Source organism: Streptomyces sp. NPDC001380 (genome assembly GCF_042895785.1).
Taxonomy (GTDB): domain Bacteria; phylum Actinomycetota; class Actinomycetes; order Streptomycetales; family Streptomycetaceae; genus Peterkaempfera.
Genome location: NZ_JBIAWP010000024.1, coordinates 21,909 through 38,020 on the forward strand (window position 1 = coordinate 21,909; position 16,112 = coordinate 38,020).

General features: G+C 74.3%; 12 protein-coding genes and 1 pseudogene. 5 read left to right on the plus strand and 8 right to left on the minus strand.

Annotated features, from left to right (window positions below):
* Nucleotides 1-491 precede the first annotated feature (491 nt).
* From ACFY07_RS24205 to cynR, 3 genes are all read right to left on the minus strand, one after another.
* Complete coding sequence (locus ACFY07_RS24205; RefSeq protein ID WP_390871567.1) at nt 492-1,892, minus strand: ricin-type beta-trefoil lectin domain protein; 1,401 nt, start codon at nt 1,890-1,892, stop codon at nt 492-494.
* A 421-nt stretch (nt 1,893-2,313) separates the two neighbouring features.
* The gene (locus ACFY07_RS24210) at nt 2,314-3,558 is read right to left on the minus strand and encodes a ThuA domain-containing protein (protein WP_390871569.1); all 1,245 of its coding nucleotides are present in this window, start codon (nt 3,556-3,558) and stop codon (nt 2,314-2,316) included.
* 531 nt (nt 3,559-4,089) lie between these two features.
* Nucleotides 4,090-5,034, minus strand: a complete 945-nt coding sequence (gene cynR, locus ACFY07_RS24215; RefSeq protein ID WP_390871571.1) for a transcriptional regulator CynR — start codon at nt 5,032-5,034, stop codon at nt 4,090-4,092.
* A gap of 124 nt (nt 5,035-5,158) precedes the next feature.
* Between cynR and ACFY07_RS24220 the strand changes: the two genes are divergently transcribed.
* From ACFY07_RS24220 to ACFY07_RS24235, 4 genes are all read left to right on the plus strand, one after another.
* Nucleotides 5,159-5,773: a carbonic anhydrase gene (locus ACFY07_RS24220; RefSeq protein ID WP_390871573.1), complete on the plus strand. Its 615-nt coding sequence runs from the start codon at nt 5,159-5,161 to the stop codon at nt 5,771-5,773.
* An 80-nt stretch (nt 5,774-5,853) separates the two neighbouring features.
* Entirely contained in the window at nt 5,854-6,324 is a 471-nt protein-coding gene (gene cynS, locus ACFY07_RS24225; RefSeq protein ID WP_390871575.1) for a cyanase, read from the plus strand.
* Between the two features lie 550 nt (nt 6,325-6,874).
* Entirely contained in the window at nt 6,875-7,462 is a 588-nt protein-coding gene (locus tag ACFY07_RS24230; RefSeq protein ID WP_390871577.1) for a MarR family winged helix-turn-helix transcriptional regulator, read from the plus strand.
* A gap of 398 nt (nt 7,463-7,860) precedes the next feature.
* Nucleotides 7,861-8,031, plus strand: coding sequence for a hypothetical protein (locus tag ACFY07_RS24235; protein ID WP_390871579.1), 171 nt, complete (start codon nt 7,861-7,863; stop codon nt 8,029-8,031).
* Between the two features lie 408 nt (nt 8,032-8,439).
* On the opposite strand, the gene ACFY07_RS24240 is transcribed toward ACFY07_RS24235, so the two are convergent.
* The 3 genes from ACFY07_RS24240 to ACFY07_RS24250 form a co-directional block, all read right to left on the minus strand.
* Complete coding sequence (locus ACFY07_RS24240) at nt 8,440-8,877, minus strand: STAS domain-containing protein (protein ID WP_390871581.1); 438 nt, start codon at nt 8,875-8,877, stop codon at nt 8,440-8,442.
* A gap of 674 nt (nt 8,878-9,551) precedes the next feature.
* Complete coding sequence (locus tag ACFY07_RS24245) at nt 9,552-10,298, minus strand: SDR family oxidoreductase (RefSeq protein WP_390871583.1); 747 nt, start codon at nt 10,296-10,298, stop codon at nt 9,552-9,554.
* A 402-nt stretch (nt 10,299-10,700) separates the two neighbouring features.
* Entirely contained in the window at nt 10,701-11,597 is an 897-nt protein-coding gene (locus ACFY07_RS24250; RefSeq protein ID WP_390871585.1) for an RNA polymerase sigma-70 factor, read from the minus strand.
* A 769-nt stretch (nt 11,598-12,366) separates the two neighbouring features.
* Here ACFY07_RS24250 and ACFY07_RS24255 point away from each other — a divergent pair.
* Nucleotides 12,367-13,719, plus strand: a complete 1,353-nt coding sequence (locus tag ACFY07_RS24255; protein WP_390871587.1) for an NAD(P)/FAD-dependent oxidoreductase — start codon at nt 12,367-12,369, stop codon at nt 13,717-13,719.
* Between the two features lie 183 nt (nt 13,720-13,902).
* On the opposite strand, the pseudogene ACFY07_RS24260 reads toward ACFY07_RS24255, so the two are convergent.
* Nucleotides 13,903-14,652 (minus strand): annotated as a pseudogene (locus tag ACFY07_RS24260) (phosphotransferase family protein); the annotation flags it as partial.
* A 291-nt stretch (nt 14,653-14,943) separates the two neighbouring features.
* Nucleotides 14,944-15,915, minus strand: coding sequence for an RNA polymerase subunit sigma (locus tag ACFY07_RS24265; protein WP_390871589.1), 972 nt, complete (start codon nt 15,913-15,915; stop codon nt 14,944-14,946).
* Nucleotides 15,916-16,112 lie beyond the last annotated feature (197 nt).

Here is a 16,112-nt window from a genome sequence, read left to right on the forward strand (position 1 = left end):
GCGACGAGGACAGTCGCCTCGTAGCGGACCGCGAGCTTGTCGTGTCGCGTGGCGACGGCGCGGTGCCTCCTGAGGCGATTGGTCCCGCACTCGACCGCATGGCGCTCGCGGTAGTCGACCCAGGGGTGTGCCGCAGTCTCGGTGATCATGCAGGTCTCCAGGCCACGCTGCTGCGAGGACGTGGTGCGGGCCCGTCACCCGTGAAACGAAGCTCCGGTTGTTCGGGCGACCCTGCCGAGCAGCCTTGAATTTCCGGAGCTTGTCCTCGGCGTACCGATTCACGATTTCCGCAGCACCGCCGGACAGGGATCACACCAGCACGGCGAACGCCCGGATCGGCGCACGTACGGGACTTCGGCCACCCACCAGGGGGCACGGGCCTGTCGACGCCCCCGGTGTCCGCAGCGCACGACGCGCGGGTCCGGCGGAGGGGCCGCCGCAGCCGCGTGGTGCTCCTCACCTGCGCGGCGGCCCCATCTCCGGGAGGGGGTTCAGGCGGGCAGGGACCACTTCTGGTTGGCGCTGCCGGTGCAGGACCAGATCTGGGACTGGGTGCCGGGGGTGGTGGACCAGTCGGTGTCGTCCAGGCACTTGCCCGACTGGGGGTTGAGCAGCGAGCCGTCGGCCTGCGGGACCCACACCTGCGCGCCGGTGCCGTTGCAGTCGTACAGCTGCACCCTGGTCCCGTCGGCAGTACCGCCCGCGGTGACGTCCAGGCACTTGCCGAGCACCTGGAGGGTGTGGCCGGAGTCGTTGACGGTCCAGTTCTGGGCGCTGGTGCCGTTGCAGGTGTAGACCTGGACCGGGCTGCCGTTGGCTGTCGAGGCACTCCTGTCGTCGAGGCAGAGGCCCGCGTAGCCGCTGATCGGACCGGTGTGCCGAGTGCCGCCCCCGCCGCCGACGGCGTTGAAGACGGCGGCGAACTGGTAGGGGCTCTGCGGCGTGCCGCTGCAGGTGCTGGAGAGCGTGCCGTTCGTCGCGCAGGCATTGTCGCGGCCGAGGGCCCAGTAGCCGATCTGCTGGATGCCCTTGGACCTGGCGAAGTCGGTGAGGGTGGTGGCGTTGCCGGTGGTGAAGACCTCGTTGAGCGAATCGTTCACGCCGATCATGGGCGTACTGCCCTCCATGGCCCACAGCTGCGCGGAGGTCTTCGTGGTCCAGACGCTTCCCAGCTGGGTGTGCAGCGCGTTGGCGGCACTGATGGCGGCCGCACCCATGTCGGAGACGTTCTGGTAGTAGTCCATGGTCATGACGTTGACCAGGTTGACGTTCACGTTGCGGGACTTGGCGTTGCCGACGAGGTTCATCCCCTCGGAGCTCAGGCCGTCGGGGTTCGTCGCCAGCGTGTAGTCGACGTCGAGCCTCCGTCCCGCGGCCGCGGCGGCCGCCTGGAGGTTCGCCAGAGCCTGGTTGCGGCGGTCGTTGGCGGCGGTGTCGCCGACCGCCGCCCCCTCGATGTCGAAGTCGATCCGCGTGAGGTTGAGCGTGTCGATGACCCGCTGGTACTGGGTCTGCAGGGCCGCGACGGTACCGCAGGCCTGGGCGAGCTCGGTGCCGGCGGCGCCTCCGAAGGAGGCGATGACGTCCCCTCCCGAGGCCCGCAGGCTGTTGATCGCCCCGGTCCAGCCGGCGTCGTTGATCGGCATGTTGCCGTTGAAGGTGGCGTTGCAGGAGCCGTCGCTGAGGACGAACGCGAGGTGGAAGTGGTTGACGCCGGTGGCGGCCTGGGCGTTCGCCAGGGCGGACGGGGAGTTCCAGGTCTCCACCCAGGGCGCGACGTACTGGGCGGGGAAGCCGGGACCGGGGTCGGCTGCCGCCTGGGCCTGGGGGGCGTTGAGGAGGGAGACGGCCGCCAGGAGGCCGACGAGGGGGGACAGGTGCCTGATACGCATGAGCCGTCCAAGGGGTGTGGGGGCGTACGGGACCGGTGGGGGAGGAAGAGCGGCCGAGAAGGGCGAGGAGGGCCGCTCGGGTCATCGGTGGACGGGAGGGCCGACAGGGGGAGGTCTTCGTCCTGTCGGCCCGGGCTTCTCGGGACGACGTTCCGGGAGCTGCCGCGACATGGCTTCACGCAGGCGTGCGACGGCCCTGTCCTGCCTCCTCGCCGTCCTCGGGTGCGGAGGGGATCCGTGCGCGACTGCGGGGCGCCGCCGGGGGAGGGGCCTGCAGGTGCGGTGCCCGGCACGCCCGCTTCCCGGCGGCGCGGGGGCGGCGTCCCCGGCGCTGCAGGGCCGGCGGGGAGGGGGCGTCCGCAGGTCCCCGCCCTGCCGGGGGATCCTCAGCTCCGCGACGGGGCGGTGTGCGGGCCGGGCGTCAGGACGGCAGTGTCCAGCTCTGGTTCGCCCCGCCGGTGCAGGACCAGATCTGCAGCCGGGTGCCGTTGGCGGAACTCGGACCGGTGGCGTCCAGGCATCTGCCGGACCGGGGGTTCACCAGCGAGCCGCCGGTGCCGGGCCGCCACTGCTGCGCACCGGTGCCGTTGCAGTCGTACAGCTGCACCTTGGTGCCGTCGGCCGTGCCGCCCGCGGTGACGTCCATGCACTTGCCCAGCGCCCGCAGACTGCCGTCCGCGGCGACCGTCCAGTTCTGGGCGGCGGTGCCGTTGCAGGTGTAGAGCTGCACCGCCGTGCCGTTGGCGCTGTCGGCCCCGGCGACGTCCACGCATGTGCCGCCGTACCCGTGGATCGCGCCGGTGGGTCCGCCGGGCGGCGTGACCGGTCCGGACTGCCCGCCCAGCCAGCGCAGGCCCTGGATGAGCAGCTGGTTCTGCTGCGCGCTGGCGAAGGTGGACGACAGGGGGGTGTTGGTGGAGTAGTCCATGGAGTTGTGGCCGAAGTTCGCGTAGATCATCCTGTAGTCGCGATTGGACCAGACGACGGGGTAGGAGCCGCTGTACCAGGACTGGTCGGGGTCCGTGCCGACCGGGAAGGTCGAGGGGTCCATCGACGCAAGGATGTCGATCGCCGGGTTCGTCCGCAGGTCGTTCTGCCAGCTGTACCACTCGCTGACCGAGGACGTGATGGTGGACGGCAGGCCGGCCGTCGCCGGGTGGGTGCCGTCGTCGATCCTGAGCGTCTCGGCGGTCGGCCACCAGGTGTTGGTGCGGAAGGTGCCCGTCCCCAGCAAGGTGTTGTGGTACCAGGGCCAGTCACCGCTGTCGGCGTTGTAGGCCGCGACGTGGAAGCCCAGGAAGCCGCCGCCGTTGTTCATGTACGTCTGGAACGCGGACTGCTGCGCGGCGGCGTGGGGGTAGTCGTCGAGGAACATCACCACCTGGTAGTCGGCCAGGTTGGCGGCGTTCAGCTGGTTCCAGTCGGTGGTCGAGGTGTACGAGAAGCCGTACTGCGCACCCGCCTGCGGGAACCAGGAGTTGGCTTCCCGGTCGAAGCTGATGTGCGCCGGGTCGTTCGTGCTGCCGTAGAAGGCGAGGACGTTGAAGGCCGGTGCTGCATGGGCGGCGGGGGGTGTCCAGGTCTGCAGGCCGAGCACCACGGTGCACAGGGTGAGCAGCCGCAGCAGGGACCGGTGCCACAGGAAGGCGGTGGGGGATGCGGACACGGAAGGCCCTTCTCGTGCGCGGGGCGGGGGTGGCGCACTCGCTGATCGCATTGAAAGGTCTGGACCATTTGCGCGTCAATAGATGTTTCCGCACTGGATTTTGACGTACCGTCAGATAAAAACGGCCGGATTTGCACGCGTATCCGGGACGAGGCGCGGCCCCGCGCCGACCGGCCCGCAGGGCCGTCGTGCCGTTGCCGCGGATGCGGCGGCCGCGCCCGTGCGCGAGGGGGGCGGCCGTGCGCGGGTGCCGGCCCCCGGCCGGCCCGGCTGCTGCCGCTGTCGGCCCGGGTCGCCACGACCGTGCCGGTCCGGTCGGGGTCCAGGGCCCCGCTCGGCGGCATGGCGTTGCGCGGCGGCTGCCCGGCGACCGGCCGGAACGAGAAGTCCGACGGATCCGCATCCTCCGGCGCGGCGTGGATGGCGACGACCACGGGACCGGTGCCGCCGACGCCCCGTCGGAGGCGCCGGCTCTGGTCTGCGGGAACACCGGTCACGTCGGGGGGCTTCGGTGGATCCGGGCTCGGGCCTTCAGGCGGACCCGCGTGCTCCTTGCGGAGGGTCTGTGCGGGCCGGGCCGTCGCCGGTGCGGCCGAAGGTGTGGGCGTGGCGTTCGGCGAGCGTGGTGAAGGAGCGGGCGGCGGCGCTCTGGTAGGAGGTGTCCCGGCGGAGCAGTGCCACGGTGCGTGAAGGCAGCGGGGGGTCGACGGGGACGGCGTGGAGGCGGGGCCGCTCCCTGGTGACGGCGTCGGGCAGCACGGTGGCGAGGCCGGTTCGCCGGACGATCGCGATGAGCGCGCCGATGGAGTTGGCCTCGATGGCGACCTGCGGCTGGACCCCGTGCTCGGCGAGGTACTGGTCGATGTGGCGCCGGGTGGCGAAGTCGGTGCTGAGGAGGGCGAGTTGCTGGTCGCGCAGGGCGCGCACCGGTAGCGGGCCCGGGAGTGTCGCGTAGGGGTGGGTGGAGGCGACGACGAGGCCGAGGTGCTCGGTGAACAGGGTGCTGGCGGTGATGGCCGGCAGGTGTGCCCCGCTGAAGGCGATGCCGAGGTCGAGCCGGTCGGCGGCCAGTTCGGACTCGATGCGGGCTTGTGCCATCTCGCGGATGTCCAGGGTGATCCCGGGGTGGCGCGCGTGGAAGTCCTCGACGAGCGTCCCGACCAGGTAGGCCGTGAAGGTCGGCGTCACGGCCAGGCGCAGGGTGCCGCGTGAGAGGTCCTGGACGTCGCGGACCGCACGCTCGGCCGCGGCGAGGTCGCGCAGGGCCTGACGCGCGTAGTGGGTGTAGGCCCGGCCTGCGTCGGTGAGGCGCACGGTGCGCCCGGAGCGGTCGAGCAGCTGCACCTGAAGGGAGCTCTCCAGCTGCCTGACCTGCTGCGAGAGCGTGGGCTGCGAGACGTGCAGGGCTTCGGCGGCGCGGGTGAAGCTGGCGTGCTCGGCCACGGCGAGCAGGTACCGGAGGTGGCGCAGTTCCATGCCGTCGACTATAGGTGGCATCGATGGCGATCATGGATATTGCGTCTTGGAAACTATGAGAAAGGTCGTGCATCGTTGAGGTCACAGGCGGGTACCGCAGATCGCCGACGGAAGGAATGACCTCGTGAATGCCATGGCGCAGGGTTTCCAGCGGTTCAGCCGGGAGGTGTTCCCGGCCCGGGCGGCGCTGTTCGAGGAACTCGCCACCACCCACCGGCCGACCGCGCTGTTCATCGGCTGCTCGGACGCCCGGGTCGTGCCGGAGCTGATCACCCAGAGCGATCCGGGTGAGCTCTTCGTCATCCGCACCGCGGGCAACCTCGTCCCCCCGTACACGCGGGGACCGGACGGTGTCGCGGCGAGCATCGAGTACGCGGTCGACGTCCTCGGGGTCGCAGACGTGGTCGTCTGCGGGCACTCCGCGTGCGGCGCGATGACCGCCCTCGCCTCCGGCGGCGACCTCACCGCACTGCCCGCCGTCACCACCTGGCTCCACCACGCGGACGCCTCCATGGCCCGCACCGGAGCAGGCGGGCACCCCGCCGGCCCGGAGCGGGTCGCCGCCCTGGTGAAGGACAACGTCCTCGCCCAGCTGGCGAACCTGCGAACCCACCCCTCGGTCGCCAAGGCCCTGGTTCAGCGCAAGGTCACCTTGCACGGCTGGGTCTACGACATCGGGTCCGGCTCCGCCGAGACGCTCGACACCGAAACCGGACGCTTCACCGCCCTGGCGGGCTGACCACCCCCTCCCACCATCCGTCGCACCCCCGAACCAGGTCCGGGCACCCCGCTGAGGACCCCACCCGAAAGGCCCACCCCATGGTGCACTCCCAGTTCGACCCGACCGCCCGCCGGCAGCTCGCCCTGCAGGTCGTCGAAGCAAAGGCCGACAAGGACCTCACCTGGCAGGAGCTGGCAGACACCGCCGGCCTCTCCGTCGCCTTCGTCACCGCCGCCCTGCTCGGCCAGCACCCCCTGCCCGAACAGTCCGCAACGGCCGTCGCCGAGCGCCTCGGTCTCGGCCCGGACGCCGCCCGGCTGCTCCAGACCGTCCCGATGCGCGGATCCATCCCCGGCGGCGTCCCCACCGACCCGACCATCTACCGCTTCTACGAGATGCTCCAGGTCTACGGCACCACCCTCAAGGCCCTGGTCCACGAGCAGCTCGGCGACGGCATCGTCTCCGCCATCAACTTCAGGCTCGACTTCAAGACCGTCGAGGACCCCGAGGGCGGCCGCCGGGCCGTCATCACCCTGGACGGCAAGTACCTGCCCACCAAGCCGTTCTGACCCCCGGCGGGGGCGGGAGACCGGCAGGTCTTCCCGCCCCCGCCCCAGGTCCGGGCCGCGCCGGCAAGGAATTCCGTCGGGTGCTTCGCCCGGCACACCCTTGGCCTGCCCCGTCGCAACGGAGCCGAGGACAGGCGCCCGTTCACCACCGTCGTGGTCAGGGACGGCAAGGCCCTCGCCGGGAGACCGAACAGGATCACCCAGGCCGGCGGCCCCCGTGTTCACGCCGGGATCGTCGCCATCCGCGACGCCTGCGCCGCACTCGGCACCGGGCACCCGACCGGCACCACCGCCCACGTCCTCGCCGACCCCTGCCCGATGCACCTGGGCCCGCTCTGCCGACGCTGCCGAGATCAGCGTTTCAGGGTGACGGCGGTGAGCCGAGGCCGAGTCCCGTGTCGGCGACGAAGCAGTCCAGGACGGTCGGCCGGTCGGTATTGCAGCTCCTGGAGTGCACGGCCCGCCTGGGGGCGCGGCCCGCCCCCGGGGCCGGGAGCGGCGTCAGCGGGGCGGGCGGCGACCGGGTGGTCCCTGACGGTAGGAAGGAGCCATGACAGAACTCCGGCCGGCCGCGGACGGCGGCGCGCTCCCCGCCCCCGGCCCCTCCGACAGCTCCGCCGCCTGCGGGCGGCCTGCCGCCGACCAGAGCCCGGCCGCCCCCGAGGAGCCGGCCGCCCCCGAGGAGCCAGCCGCCCCCGCGTGTCCCGTCACCCCCGACAGCGAGGACGAGGACGAGGTCGTCACGGCCGTCCTGGCCGCCTCCCGCGTCCTGGTGGCCCTCGCGGTGCGCTCCCTGGCGGGGACCGCCGAGGACCTCACCCTGCCCCGCTTCCGCATGCTCGTGGTCCTGGAGACGCGCGGCCCCCTCAGCCTGTCGCGGCTGGCCGAGCAGCTCGGGGTGAACCCGTCGACGGCGATGCGCATGGCCGACCGGCTGGCCGCCGCGGGCCTGGTCGTGCGCGAGGCCGGGGTCCGCGACCGCCGCGAGGTGCGGGTCGCCCTCGCCCCGGAGGGGCGGCGCACCGTCGCCCTCGTCCTCGAACGCCGCCGGGAGGAGATCCGGCGGGTCGTCGCGGCGGTGCCCGCCGACCGCAGGGCCGGCCTGGTGGGTGCCCTGCGGGACCTCGCCGAGGCCTGAGGGGAGCCGTACGCGCTCCCCCTTCCCCCCGACCCCCCGGGATGGTGACGGACGGTCCGGTCCCGGCGCCCGCACGACCGTTTCCCCTCCGGTCCGGCGGGCACCCAGGGGCTCTTCGACCGCCGTCGGCCGCAGGCCGCCCGAGGACAGGAGGGACCCGCAGGGGACCCGCCGGCCCGCCCCCGCGGCCCGCCGGCCGCCGCCCTCGCGGCGGACGGCGGCCCCGCCCCTGTCGCCGCCGGTGCGGTTCGCCCGGCGCCGGACGGGGCAGCAGTGCGGTGCGCGACGTGAGCCGCGGCACGGGACCGCGGGCGGACAGGGGACGTGCGGGAGGCGTTGTGGCAAGGGTGCTCTCCGACATGGTGGGAGGACGGGCCCATGCCCGTCCGCTGCCCCGCGTGCGGACGGCCGGGTGGGTGGAGCGGTGGAGCGCGCGCGCCGAGGGCCGTCCGTGGCGGCTCCTGGTCGACCTCCCGTACGGCATGTGGCGGGTGGCCCGCGGCCCCGGGCCGGAGGCGGCCCGCACGCAGGGGCTGCACCGGGACCGCGCCCTTCCCCGTCCCCGCTGACCCCGGCCGGCCACCGCACGCCGGGTGCGCAGGAGGTGCGCGGACGCCTCCCCGGACCGGATCGAGGCCGCGGCCTCCGCGGTCCTGCACGGCGGGAGCGACCGGGACTCCGTGCTCCGGCAGGGGCTCAAGGCCGAGCTGCAGGAGGTGCTCCCCGGCAGCCGGCACCGCGACGACCGTCCCGGCGCGGCGGACCACGACAGCACCGGGGGAGGTGCCCGACCGGACGACGACGGGCCACCGGCCGCCCCCCTGGCCAGACGGCGGCCCGTGGGCGGCCGGTCCCGCGCCCTGCGGCTCCGCGGCCCCGGCTCCGGCCAAGGCCTCGGCTCCGGCGTCGCGGCCCGGGACGGGCACGGCCGTGTCCGGTGCCGTGCCGGACAGGGGCGGCCCGCCCCCCGGCCCGGTTCAGTGAGGGGAGCCCGGAGCGGCGCCCCGGCGGACCGCGTCGAGGGCGCGCTCCGTGTCGGGGAAGCAGGACAGCTCCCGGCCCGCGCCGCAGGCGGCGATCGTCCGCAGGACCGGCCCCTGCGCCGAGGCCACGGCGAACGCGCCGCCGAGGACGCGCATGCAGTGGCGGACGCCGAGCAGGCAGTCCACACCTCGGGAGTCGCAGCGCGTCACTCCTGCCAGGTCGACCACCAGGTGGCGCGCGCCGTCGGCGAGCAGCGCGGCGACGGCAGGGTCGAGCAGGGCGTCGGCGCGGTGGTCGAGGGTGCCTGCGGGCCTGAGCACGGCCACACCGCCGGGCAGGAGGACGGCGGGTTCCAGGCGGAGGCGGTACGGATGTGCGCCGCTCGGCCGGAAGGGTTCTCCGGACCCGTCGGAGGATCTGGTGCTCGTCATCGTGCGGGGGCCTCTGTCCGCCTGTCGGAGGGGTCGCCGGGGCGACCGCCGAGCGGACGTCCCGGCCCACCTGCCCCGGACCCTCCGGAGTCAGGGGGCAGGCAGCGTCCTGCCGAGCACCCCTCGATCGGACCGGTCCGTACCACCGTTCAATCATCGCATCGTGCAAACCCCCGGGGAAGCGCACGCTGTCCCGACGCGTCCGCCGCCCACGCCCTGCCCGGCCCTACCGGTGCGGCCCCCGGCGGCTGACCTTCCGACAGTTCTCAGGGAGGGAGGGCTCCCGCGACCGGCCTGCCCCTGCGGCTGCCGTTCCCGGGACGGGCGTGCAGCGACAGCAGGTGCGACGTCACCCGGAGGAGCAGCGGCGGACCGGGCTGAGGTGTCCGCGGAGTCCTGCCGTATCCGCCTCACGTCGACGTGCCCGCGCTCGACGGGGGTCCGGTGCCGGGCCTCCTGCTCCGACGGAGTGCCGGGCGCGGTGCCGGTGCCGGTGCCGGTGCCGGTGCCGGTGCCGGTGAAGAGCGTCGGCATCCCGGCGCCCGCCGTGTCCGGGAAGGAAACGGCCTGCCGCTCCGGGTGCGGCAGGCCGCTGCGGCACGGCCGCGCGGCGCCGAGGAGCAGCAGGCCGGGGGCGGGTCGCGGCCCTGGTGCCAGGGCCGCCACCCGGTGGCTCACCGCTGCTGCGCGAGCCAGTCCGCGAAACGGCTCGCGGCGAGGTGCGCGTCCGGGCCGGGCAGGAGGGTGTCCTCGCGCAGCTCGGCACCGAAGTACCGGGCGTGCACGTCGGTCACGACCTCGCGGGGGTCGCCCTTGGCCGCGAGGCCCTGGCGGATGAGCTCGTCCAGCTGGAACGCGTCGGGGCCGGCCACCTCCACCACCCCGTTGACGGGGGTCCCGACCGCCGTACGGCCCACGGCCGCGGCCACGTCGTCGGAGTGGACGGGCTGGATCCCGACGGGCGCCAGCCGGACGGTGCCGCCGTCGGTCGCCGCATCGGCGATGCCCTTCATGAACTCGAAGAACTGGGTGGCGTGGACGATGGAGTACGGAATCCCGGAGGACTTGATCAGCTCCTCCTGGGCCTGCTTGGCGCGGAAGTAGCCGCTCTCCTGGAGCCGCTCCGTGCCGACCACGGACAGGGCCACGTGGTGGGCCGCTCCGGCGTCCGCCTCCGCCTTGAGGAGGTTGGCGGTCGAGGTGCGGAAGAACTCCATAACGGCGTCGTCCTCGAAGGAGGGGGAGTTCGAGACGTCGACCACGACCGACGCCCCGCTCAGGACCTCGGCCAGCCCCTCGCCCGTCAGCGTGTTGACGCCGGTGCTGGGAGCGGCGGGCACGGCCTCGTGACCGTGCTCGGTGAGCCTGGCGACCAGCTTCGAGCCGATGAGTCCGGTACCGCCGATCACTACGATCTTCATAGGGGCAATCCTTTCGGAGACCTTCGATGTCACCTGTCCCAGGAAAGACCGGGCAGGGACGGTCGGTGTGACAGGTCCCCGGGTGGACCGCGGGGCGTTCCTCCGGGACCGGGCTGCCGAGGCCGGCGGCTCCGGGAGGGCGGCGGCCGCCCGCCCGGCGAGGCGGCCGTGGACCAGCGGCCCGACGGGGCCGCCGCCGAGCCGGCCGGCGCCGTGCGGGCCGCCCGACGCCTCACCGGCGGCGCAGGGGCCGCGCACGTCCGTGCCGCGGTCCTCCGGACGGGCACGGGCACCGCCCCTCGGGACGACGGCGTCCGCGTGGACGAGGCGGCGCTCCCCGCCGGCGGGGTCGGAGCCGCAGGCCCCCGGCACGGCGCCGTCGTGCACCGGCGGGGCGGGTCGTCAGGCGTCCAGGGACGCCACATAGGGCGACAGCTTGTCCGGATTGATCACCCACATGATCCGGTCGATGCCCTCTGCGGACACGTCGACGGAGAGCAGCGCCACGGCGGTCCCGCCGGACGAGACGAGCACGGCCGGCCGCCCGTTGGCCTCGACCCACCGGATGTCCGCCTGCGGCCAGAAGCGCGGCGCGAAGGCCACCAGGAACTTGGAGACGTGCGGACGTCCGATGACCGGGATCCTCGACGCGCCGCGGATCCCGCCGCCGTCGGAGTAGCTGACGACGTCCGCGGTGAGGACGTCCTCCAGCACCGCCAGGTCGCCCGTCCGCGCGGCGGAGAGGAACACCTCCAGCAGGCGCTTGTGGTCTGCCGCGCTGACGCGCTCCCTGCGCTCGGCGGCCAGGTGCCTGCGCGCACGGCTCACCAGCTGGCGGGCGTTGGCCTCGCTCGTGTCCAGGATGTCGGAGATCTGTCCGTACGGATAGTCGAACGCCTCCCGCAGGACGTAGGCGGCACGCTCCACGGGGTTCAGCTTCTCCAGGAGCATGAGGACCGCCAGTTCGAGCGCCTCGGCCCGTTCCGCCCCCAGCTGCGGGTCGGACCGGGTGTCGACCGGCTCGGGAAGCCACGGCCCGATGTACGACTCCCGCCGCACCCGCGCGGACTGGGCCAGGTTGATGGCCAGGCGTGTGGTGATCGTGGTCAGGAAGGCCGTCGGCTCGTGGACGTCCGTGCGGTCCGCGTTCTGCCACCGCAGCCACGCCTCCTGCACGATGTCCTCGGCCTCGGCGGCGCTCCCGAGCATGCGGTACGCGATGCCGAAGAGCTGCGGGCGCGCCGCGAGGAAGTCGCTCGTCGCCCGGTCGAGGGAGTCGGCGTCGGCGCCAGCTTCCATGATCGTCCCTTCCGGTCCGGTCGCCTCCCACTGTACAAGCGGCCTGAGCAGGGCGCTTCCGCCGACGGCCGGCCTCGCAACCGGCTTCGCCCCCGGGGGCACCGGGGCACGCGCCGTGCGCCCACGGGATCCGTCCGTGTCCGTACCTTCCGGGCGCCCCTTGCCCTCCCGGTGTCACACGGGCGGGGCGCCGCCGGTCGGAAGAGGTCAACAGCCCCTGCCGGCCAGCCGTACGAAAGCCACGATATGACCAGCGAGATCCCGCAGCCGGACGTGCGTGACCGAAATCCGCGCGGGCTCCGTGGCGGACGGGAGGTGACGGCCGTCGAGCCCCCCGACTGCGGTGGCCTCACCGTGCTCCTGATCGCGGAGGACGACCGGGAGGCCGCCGGCGTCCGCCGCCTTCTTCCGTTCAGGCTCGTCCCGTCCCTCGTGCGGCGTCGGACCGTCGGGGAGGCGGAGGACGTCCTCCGGCTGCGCGAGCAGGCCGGCACGACCGCGGTGTCCGACGCCAGGGCCGCGGCGGCCCCCGCCGCCGAGGCCCCGACGGCCGTCCGGAGCCGGAGGGCGGTCGGGACGGAGAAGCCGCCCGGGCCCGCGCGGACGTGCGAGGCGGTGCCGGTACGGCCCGCCGACCGGCCCGCCCCGGCGGACCGTGACAGGACGCGAGCTGTGCCGTGTGTCACATCGGCGCCCCACGCGGGCCCCTCTGTCACGCCGCCCCGCCTCGCCCGGTCTACCTGGTGACGGACAACGAGCAGAGGGAATCATGCGAGAGATCCTGATCGTCGGCGGCGGCTATGCCGGCTTTTGCACGGCATGGGGGCTGGAGAAGAAGCTGCGCCCGGGCGAGGCCCGGGTCACGGTCGTCGACCCCCGCCCCTACATGACGTACCAGCCCTTCCTCCCGGAGGTGACCGCGGGATCGGTCGAGGCGCGCCACGCCGCCGTGTCGATGCGGCGGCACCTGCGCAGGACCCGGCTGGTCGCGGGGAGTGTGACCGAGATCCGGCACGCGGACCGGACGGTCACCGTCCGGCCCGCGGACGGAGCCGACTACGCACTCCGCTACGACACCCTGGTGGTGACCGCCGGCGCGGTGACCCGTACCTTCCCCGTCCACGGCCTGGACCGGCAGGCGATCGGACTGAAGCACGTGGAGGAGGCGGTGGCCATACGCGACCGCCTCCTGACCGCGTTCGACCAGGCCGCCTCGCTGCCCCCGGGGCCCCGGCGGCGGCGCCTGCTCACCGTGACCTTCGTGGGCGGCGGCTTCTCGGGCGTCGAGGGCTTCGGCGAGCTGCTGTCGCTGGCGACCGCGATGCTCGCGTACTACCCGGAGCTGAGCGCCGACGAGCTCTCCTTCCATCTGGTGGAGGCGCGCGACCGCATCCTGCCCGAGGTCGGGGACGGGCCCGGCGCCTGGGTCGTGCGATCCCTCGAACGCCGGGGCGGGCACGTCCACCTGAACACGCAGCTGAAGTCCGCCGAGGACGGGCACGTGGTGCTCTCCACCGGCGAGGAGTTCGATTCGGAACTGATCGTGTGGACGGCCGGCAACGCCTCGAACCCCGTCGTGCACAACCACACGGACCTCCCGGTCGACGGCCGCGGCCTGGTCGTGGTCCGGGCCGACCTCCGCGTCGGCACCGCCGACGAGCCCGTGCCGGACGCCTGGGCGGCCGGGGACGACGCCGCCGTGCCCGACCTCGCGTCCCCGGTCCCGGGAGCGCACACCGTGCCGAACGCCCAGCACGCCGTGCGCCAGGGCCGGCGGCTGGCGAAGAACATCCTGGCCGACCTGCGCGGGCGCCGGGTCCGCGACTACCGGCACAGCAGCCTCGGCGTGGTCGCGACCCTCGGCCTCGGCCGGGGCATCTTCCAGTACAAGGGGATCGTGATCAAGGGCTTCCCGGCCTGGCTGATGCACCGGGGCTACCACGTCCTCGCCGTGCCCACCTGGGAGCGGAAGGTGCGGGTGCTCGCCGTGTGGCTCACCGCCGCCCTGTTCGGCCGGGACCTCGTCTCGCTCGCGTCCGTGCAGGACCCGCGCCGGGCGTTCGTCTCCAGCGGGGAGCCGAGCCGCCCCGGCGTGGAGCGAGCGGTACGCGTCCGGAGCTGACCGTGAGGCGGCCGACGGCCCCCGGGCGCGGGGGCAGGCCGCGCCGCCGGGGGCCTCGGTGACGCGGCGGACGGCGGCCGGTCCGACGCCGAACCCGGCTGCGAGCCCGGCAGGGGGCCGCCTCCGGACCTGCGGGCATGGCGGCATGCCGGTTCTCGTCGCAGCCGGGCCCGCGCAGCCCCACACCCGGGATCTCAGCACGTCGGCCTCACAGCCCGGCGCGAACCGGTCGAAGCCGTGCTCGGCCGGCCAGCGAACCACCAGCAGGCTCCGCAACGACCACCACGCGTGGATCACGTCGAGGTCGATGCCGGCACCGCAGCCGGCGGCGAGGTCGCCGAGGTGCTCCCCGTGTCCGAGCGTGAAGGTGGCGAGGTCGTACAGGGCGTCGCCCCGGCCCGCCTCGGACCAGTCGATGATGCCCGTGGCCTCGTCGCCCTCGGCGAAGACGTGCGCGATCTGCAGGTCGCCGTGCGTGAACGCCGGAGTCCACGGCCGCAGTGCGGCCTCGGCGACCCGCCGGTTGCGGGTGACCAGGTCGGCGGGCAGGAGGCCGTTCGCCACGAGCAGCCCGCACTCGTCGTCGAGTTCCGCCTCCAGCGCGGCAGTGCTCCGGCTCGCCTGGCCGGGCCGGCGCGGTGGCGGCGCGTCGTGCAGTCTGCGGATGGCGGCGCCCGCCGCGGCCCACGCCGCCGGCGATCCGGCCGACGGCCCGCCGAGGCGCCCGAGCGCCGTCCCCGGGACTGCGGCGAGCGCCGGCACGGGCGGCCTGCGCCACAGGACCTCCGGGGTCGGGACCGGCGCGAGGGACATCGCCTCGACCTCGACCTCGACGTCGATGCGCGTCTGATCGGCGTCCACCTTGAGGAACACGTCCCCGACGCGCAGGGTCGCGCGCTCGCAATGGGCGACGACGACCTCGACCTCATCCATGGGCGGCCAGTGTCCCGGGGACGGCCGCCGACGTCACCGGGCGCACCGCGTGCGATGACGCGGCTGACCGCGTCCCGGCACCCGGCGGCCTCGTGCGCGGCACCGCCCCCCGGCCAGGTCAGGACCGCCGCTTCTGGCAGGATTTCCCACAGCCCGTCGCATCCGGTGAAGAGGTGGCACGGCGTCGACCGGGGAGCGGACCGGCGGGGCCGTCCCGGTCCCGGCCGGACGCGTCGCTCCGCCGTTCCCGCATCCTGTACCCCGCATCCCGTGCCGCGGGAGCGGCGGATGTCACGTCCGGCGTGTTCCGGCAGGGCTGCCGCCGTGCCGTCCGGTGTCCGGCGGGGAGTTGGGGCGGTTCCAGGAGCGGAGCTTGTCGGGGTTGAGGGTGATCCACACCTGCGCGACCAGGTGGCCGGCCACGTCGAGGCTGATGACCGCGGCCACCAGGTCGTCGTGGCGCACCACGAGACCGGTCCGCCCGTTGACGGACTGCGTGCGCAGCGTGGTCCGCGGCCGTCGCGCCAGCAGCGTCAGCAGGCTGCGGGCGACCTGCTCCCTGCCGTACACGGGCCTGACCAGGGCCCGGATCCTGCCGCCGCCGTCGAAGAACGCCGTCGCGTCGGGAGCCATCACGGACGCCAGGAGCGCCGCGTCCTCCGCGGCGCAGGCCTTGCCCACCCGGCGGGCCACCGCGTCGTGCCGCCTGACGGACGCGGACCGTGCCCGGCGTGCGCGCAGGCTGTCGCGAGCCCGGTCGGTCGTCTCGGCGCACTCCGGCTCCGGCTGCCCCACGATGTCCGCGACCGTACCCGGCGCCATCCCGAAGGCGTCGTTGAGCACGAAGGCCGCCCGCTCGGCCGGCGGCAGGGAGTCCAGCGCCTCCAGGAGGACCTCGCTGACCTCCTCCTCCAGCAGTCGCTGCCGGTCCCCTTCGCCGGCCGCCCCGGCCGCCCCGTCCGCCCGGTCCGCCGCCCCGGCCGCCACGCCGTCCGCCGTCCTGTCCGCCGCTCCGGGCGGGACCCGGCGGGGCAGGGCCAGCCGGGCCAGGCAGACGCTGCCGGCGGCCTTCGCCAGCCAGGCGCGGGGGGCGGCGATCCGAGCCCGCTCCTCCTCGGCCAGCGCGTACCACTGCCGGTAGGAGTCGTCGATGGCCTCCTCGGCCGCGCTGCCGCTGCCGAGCATCCAGTGGGCGACATCCAGCAGATGCCTCCGCTCGTCCAGCAGCTCCGAGATCGGCGCCGCGTCGTCGGCGTGGTCCATACCGCATCCATCCCCTCATCACCCGGCACCGCGTCCCCCGTGCCGGCAGCCGTGCCCGCGCACACCGCCCAACCGTTCAGACCGGACAGGCACGGAATCTGTGACACCGGACCCCGGGAAGCCGCTGGAGGCGGCCTCCGACAGTCCGGGGGAAAGAGCCTCGGACGGGCCGGGGGAGCGGGCTCCCGGGCGGTCGG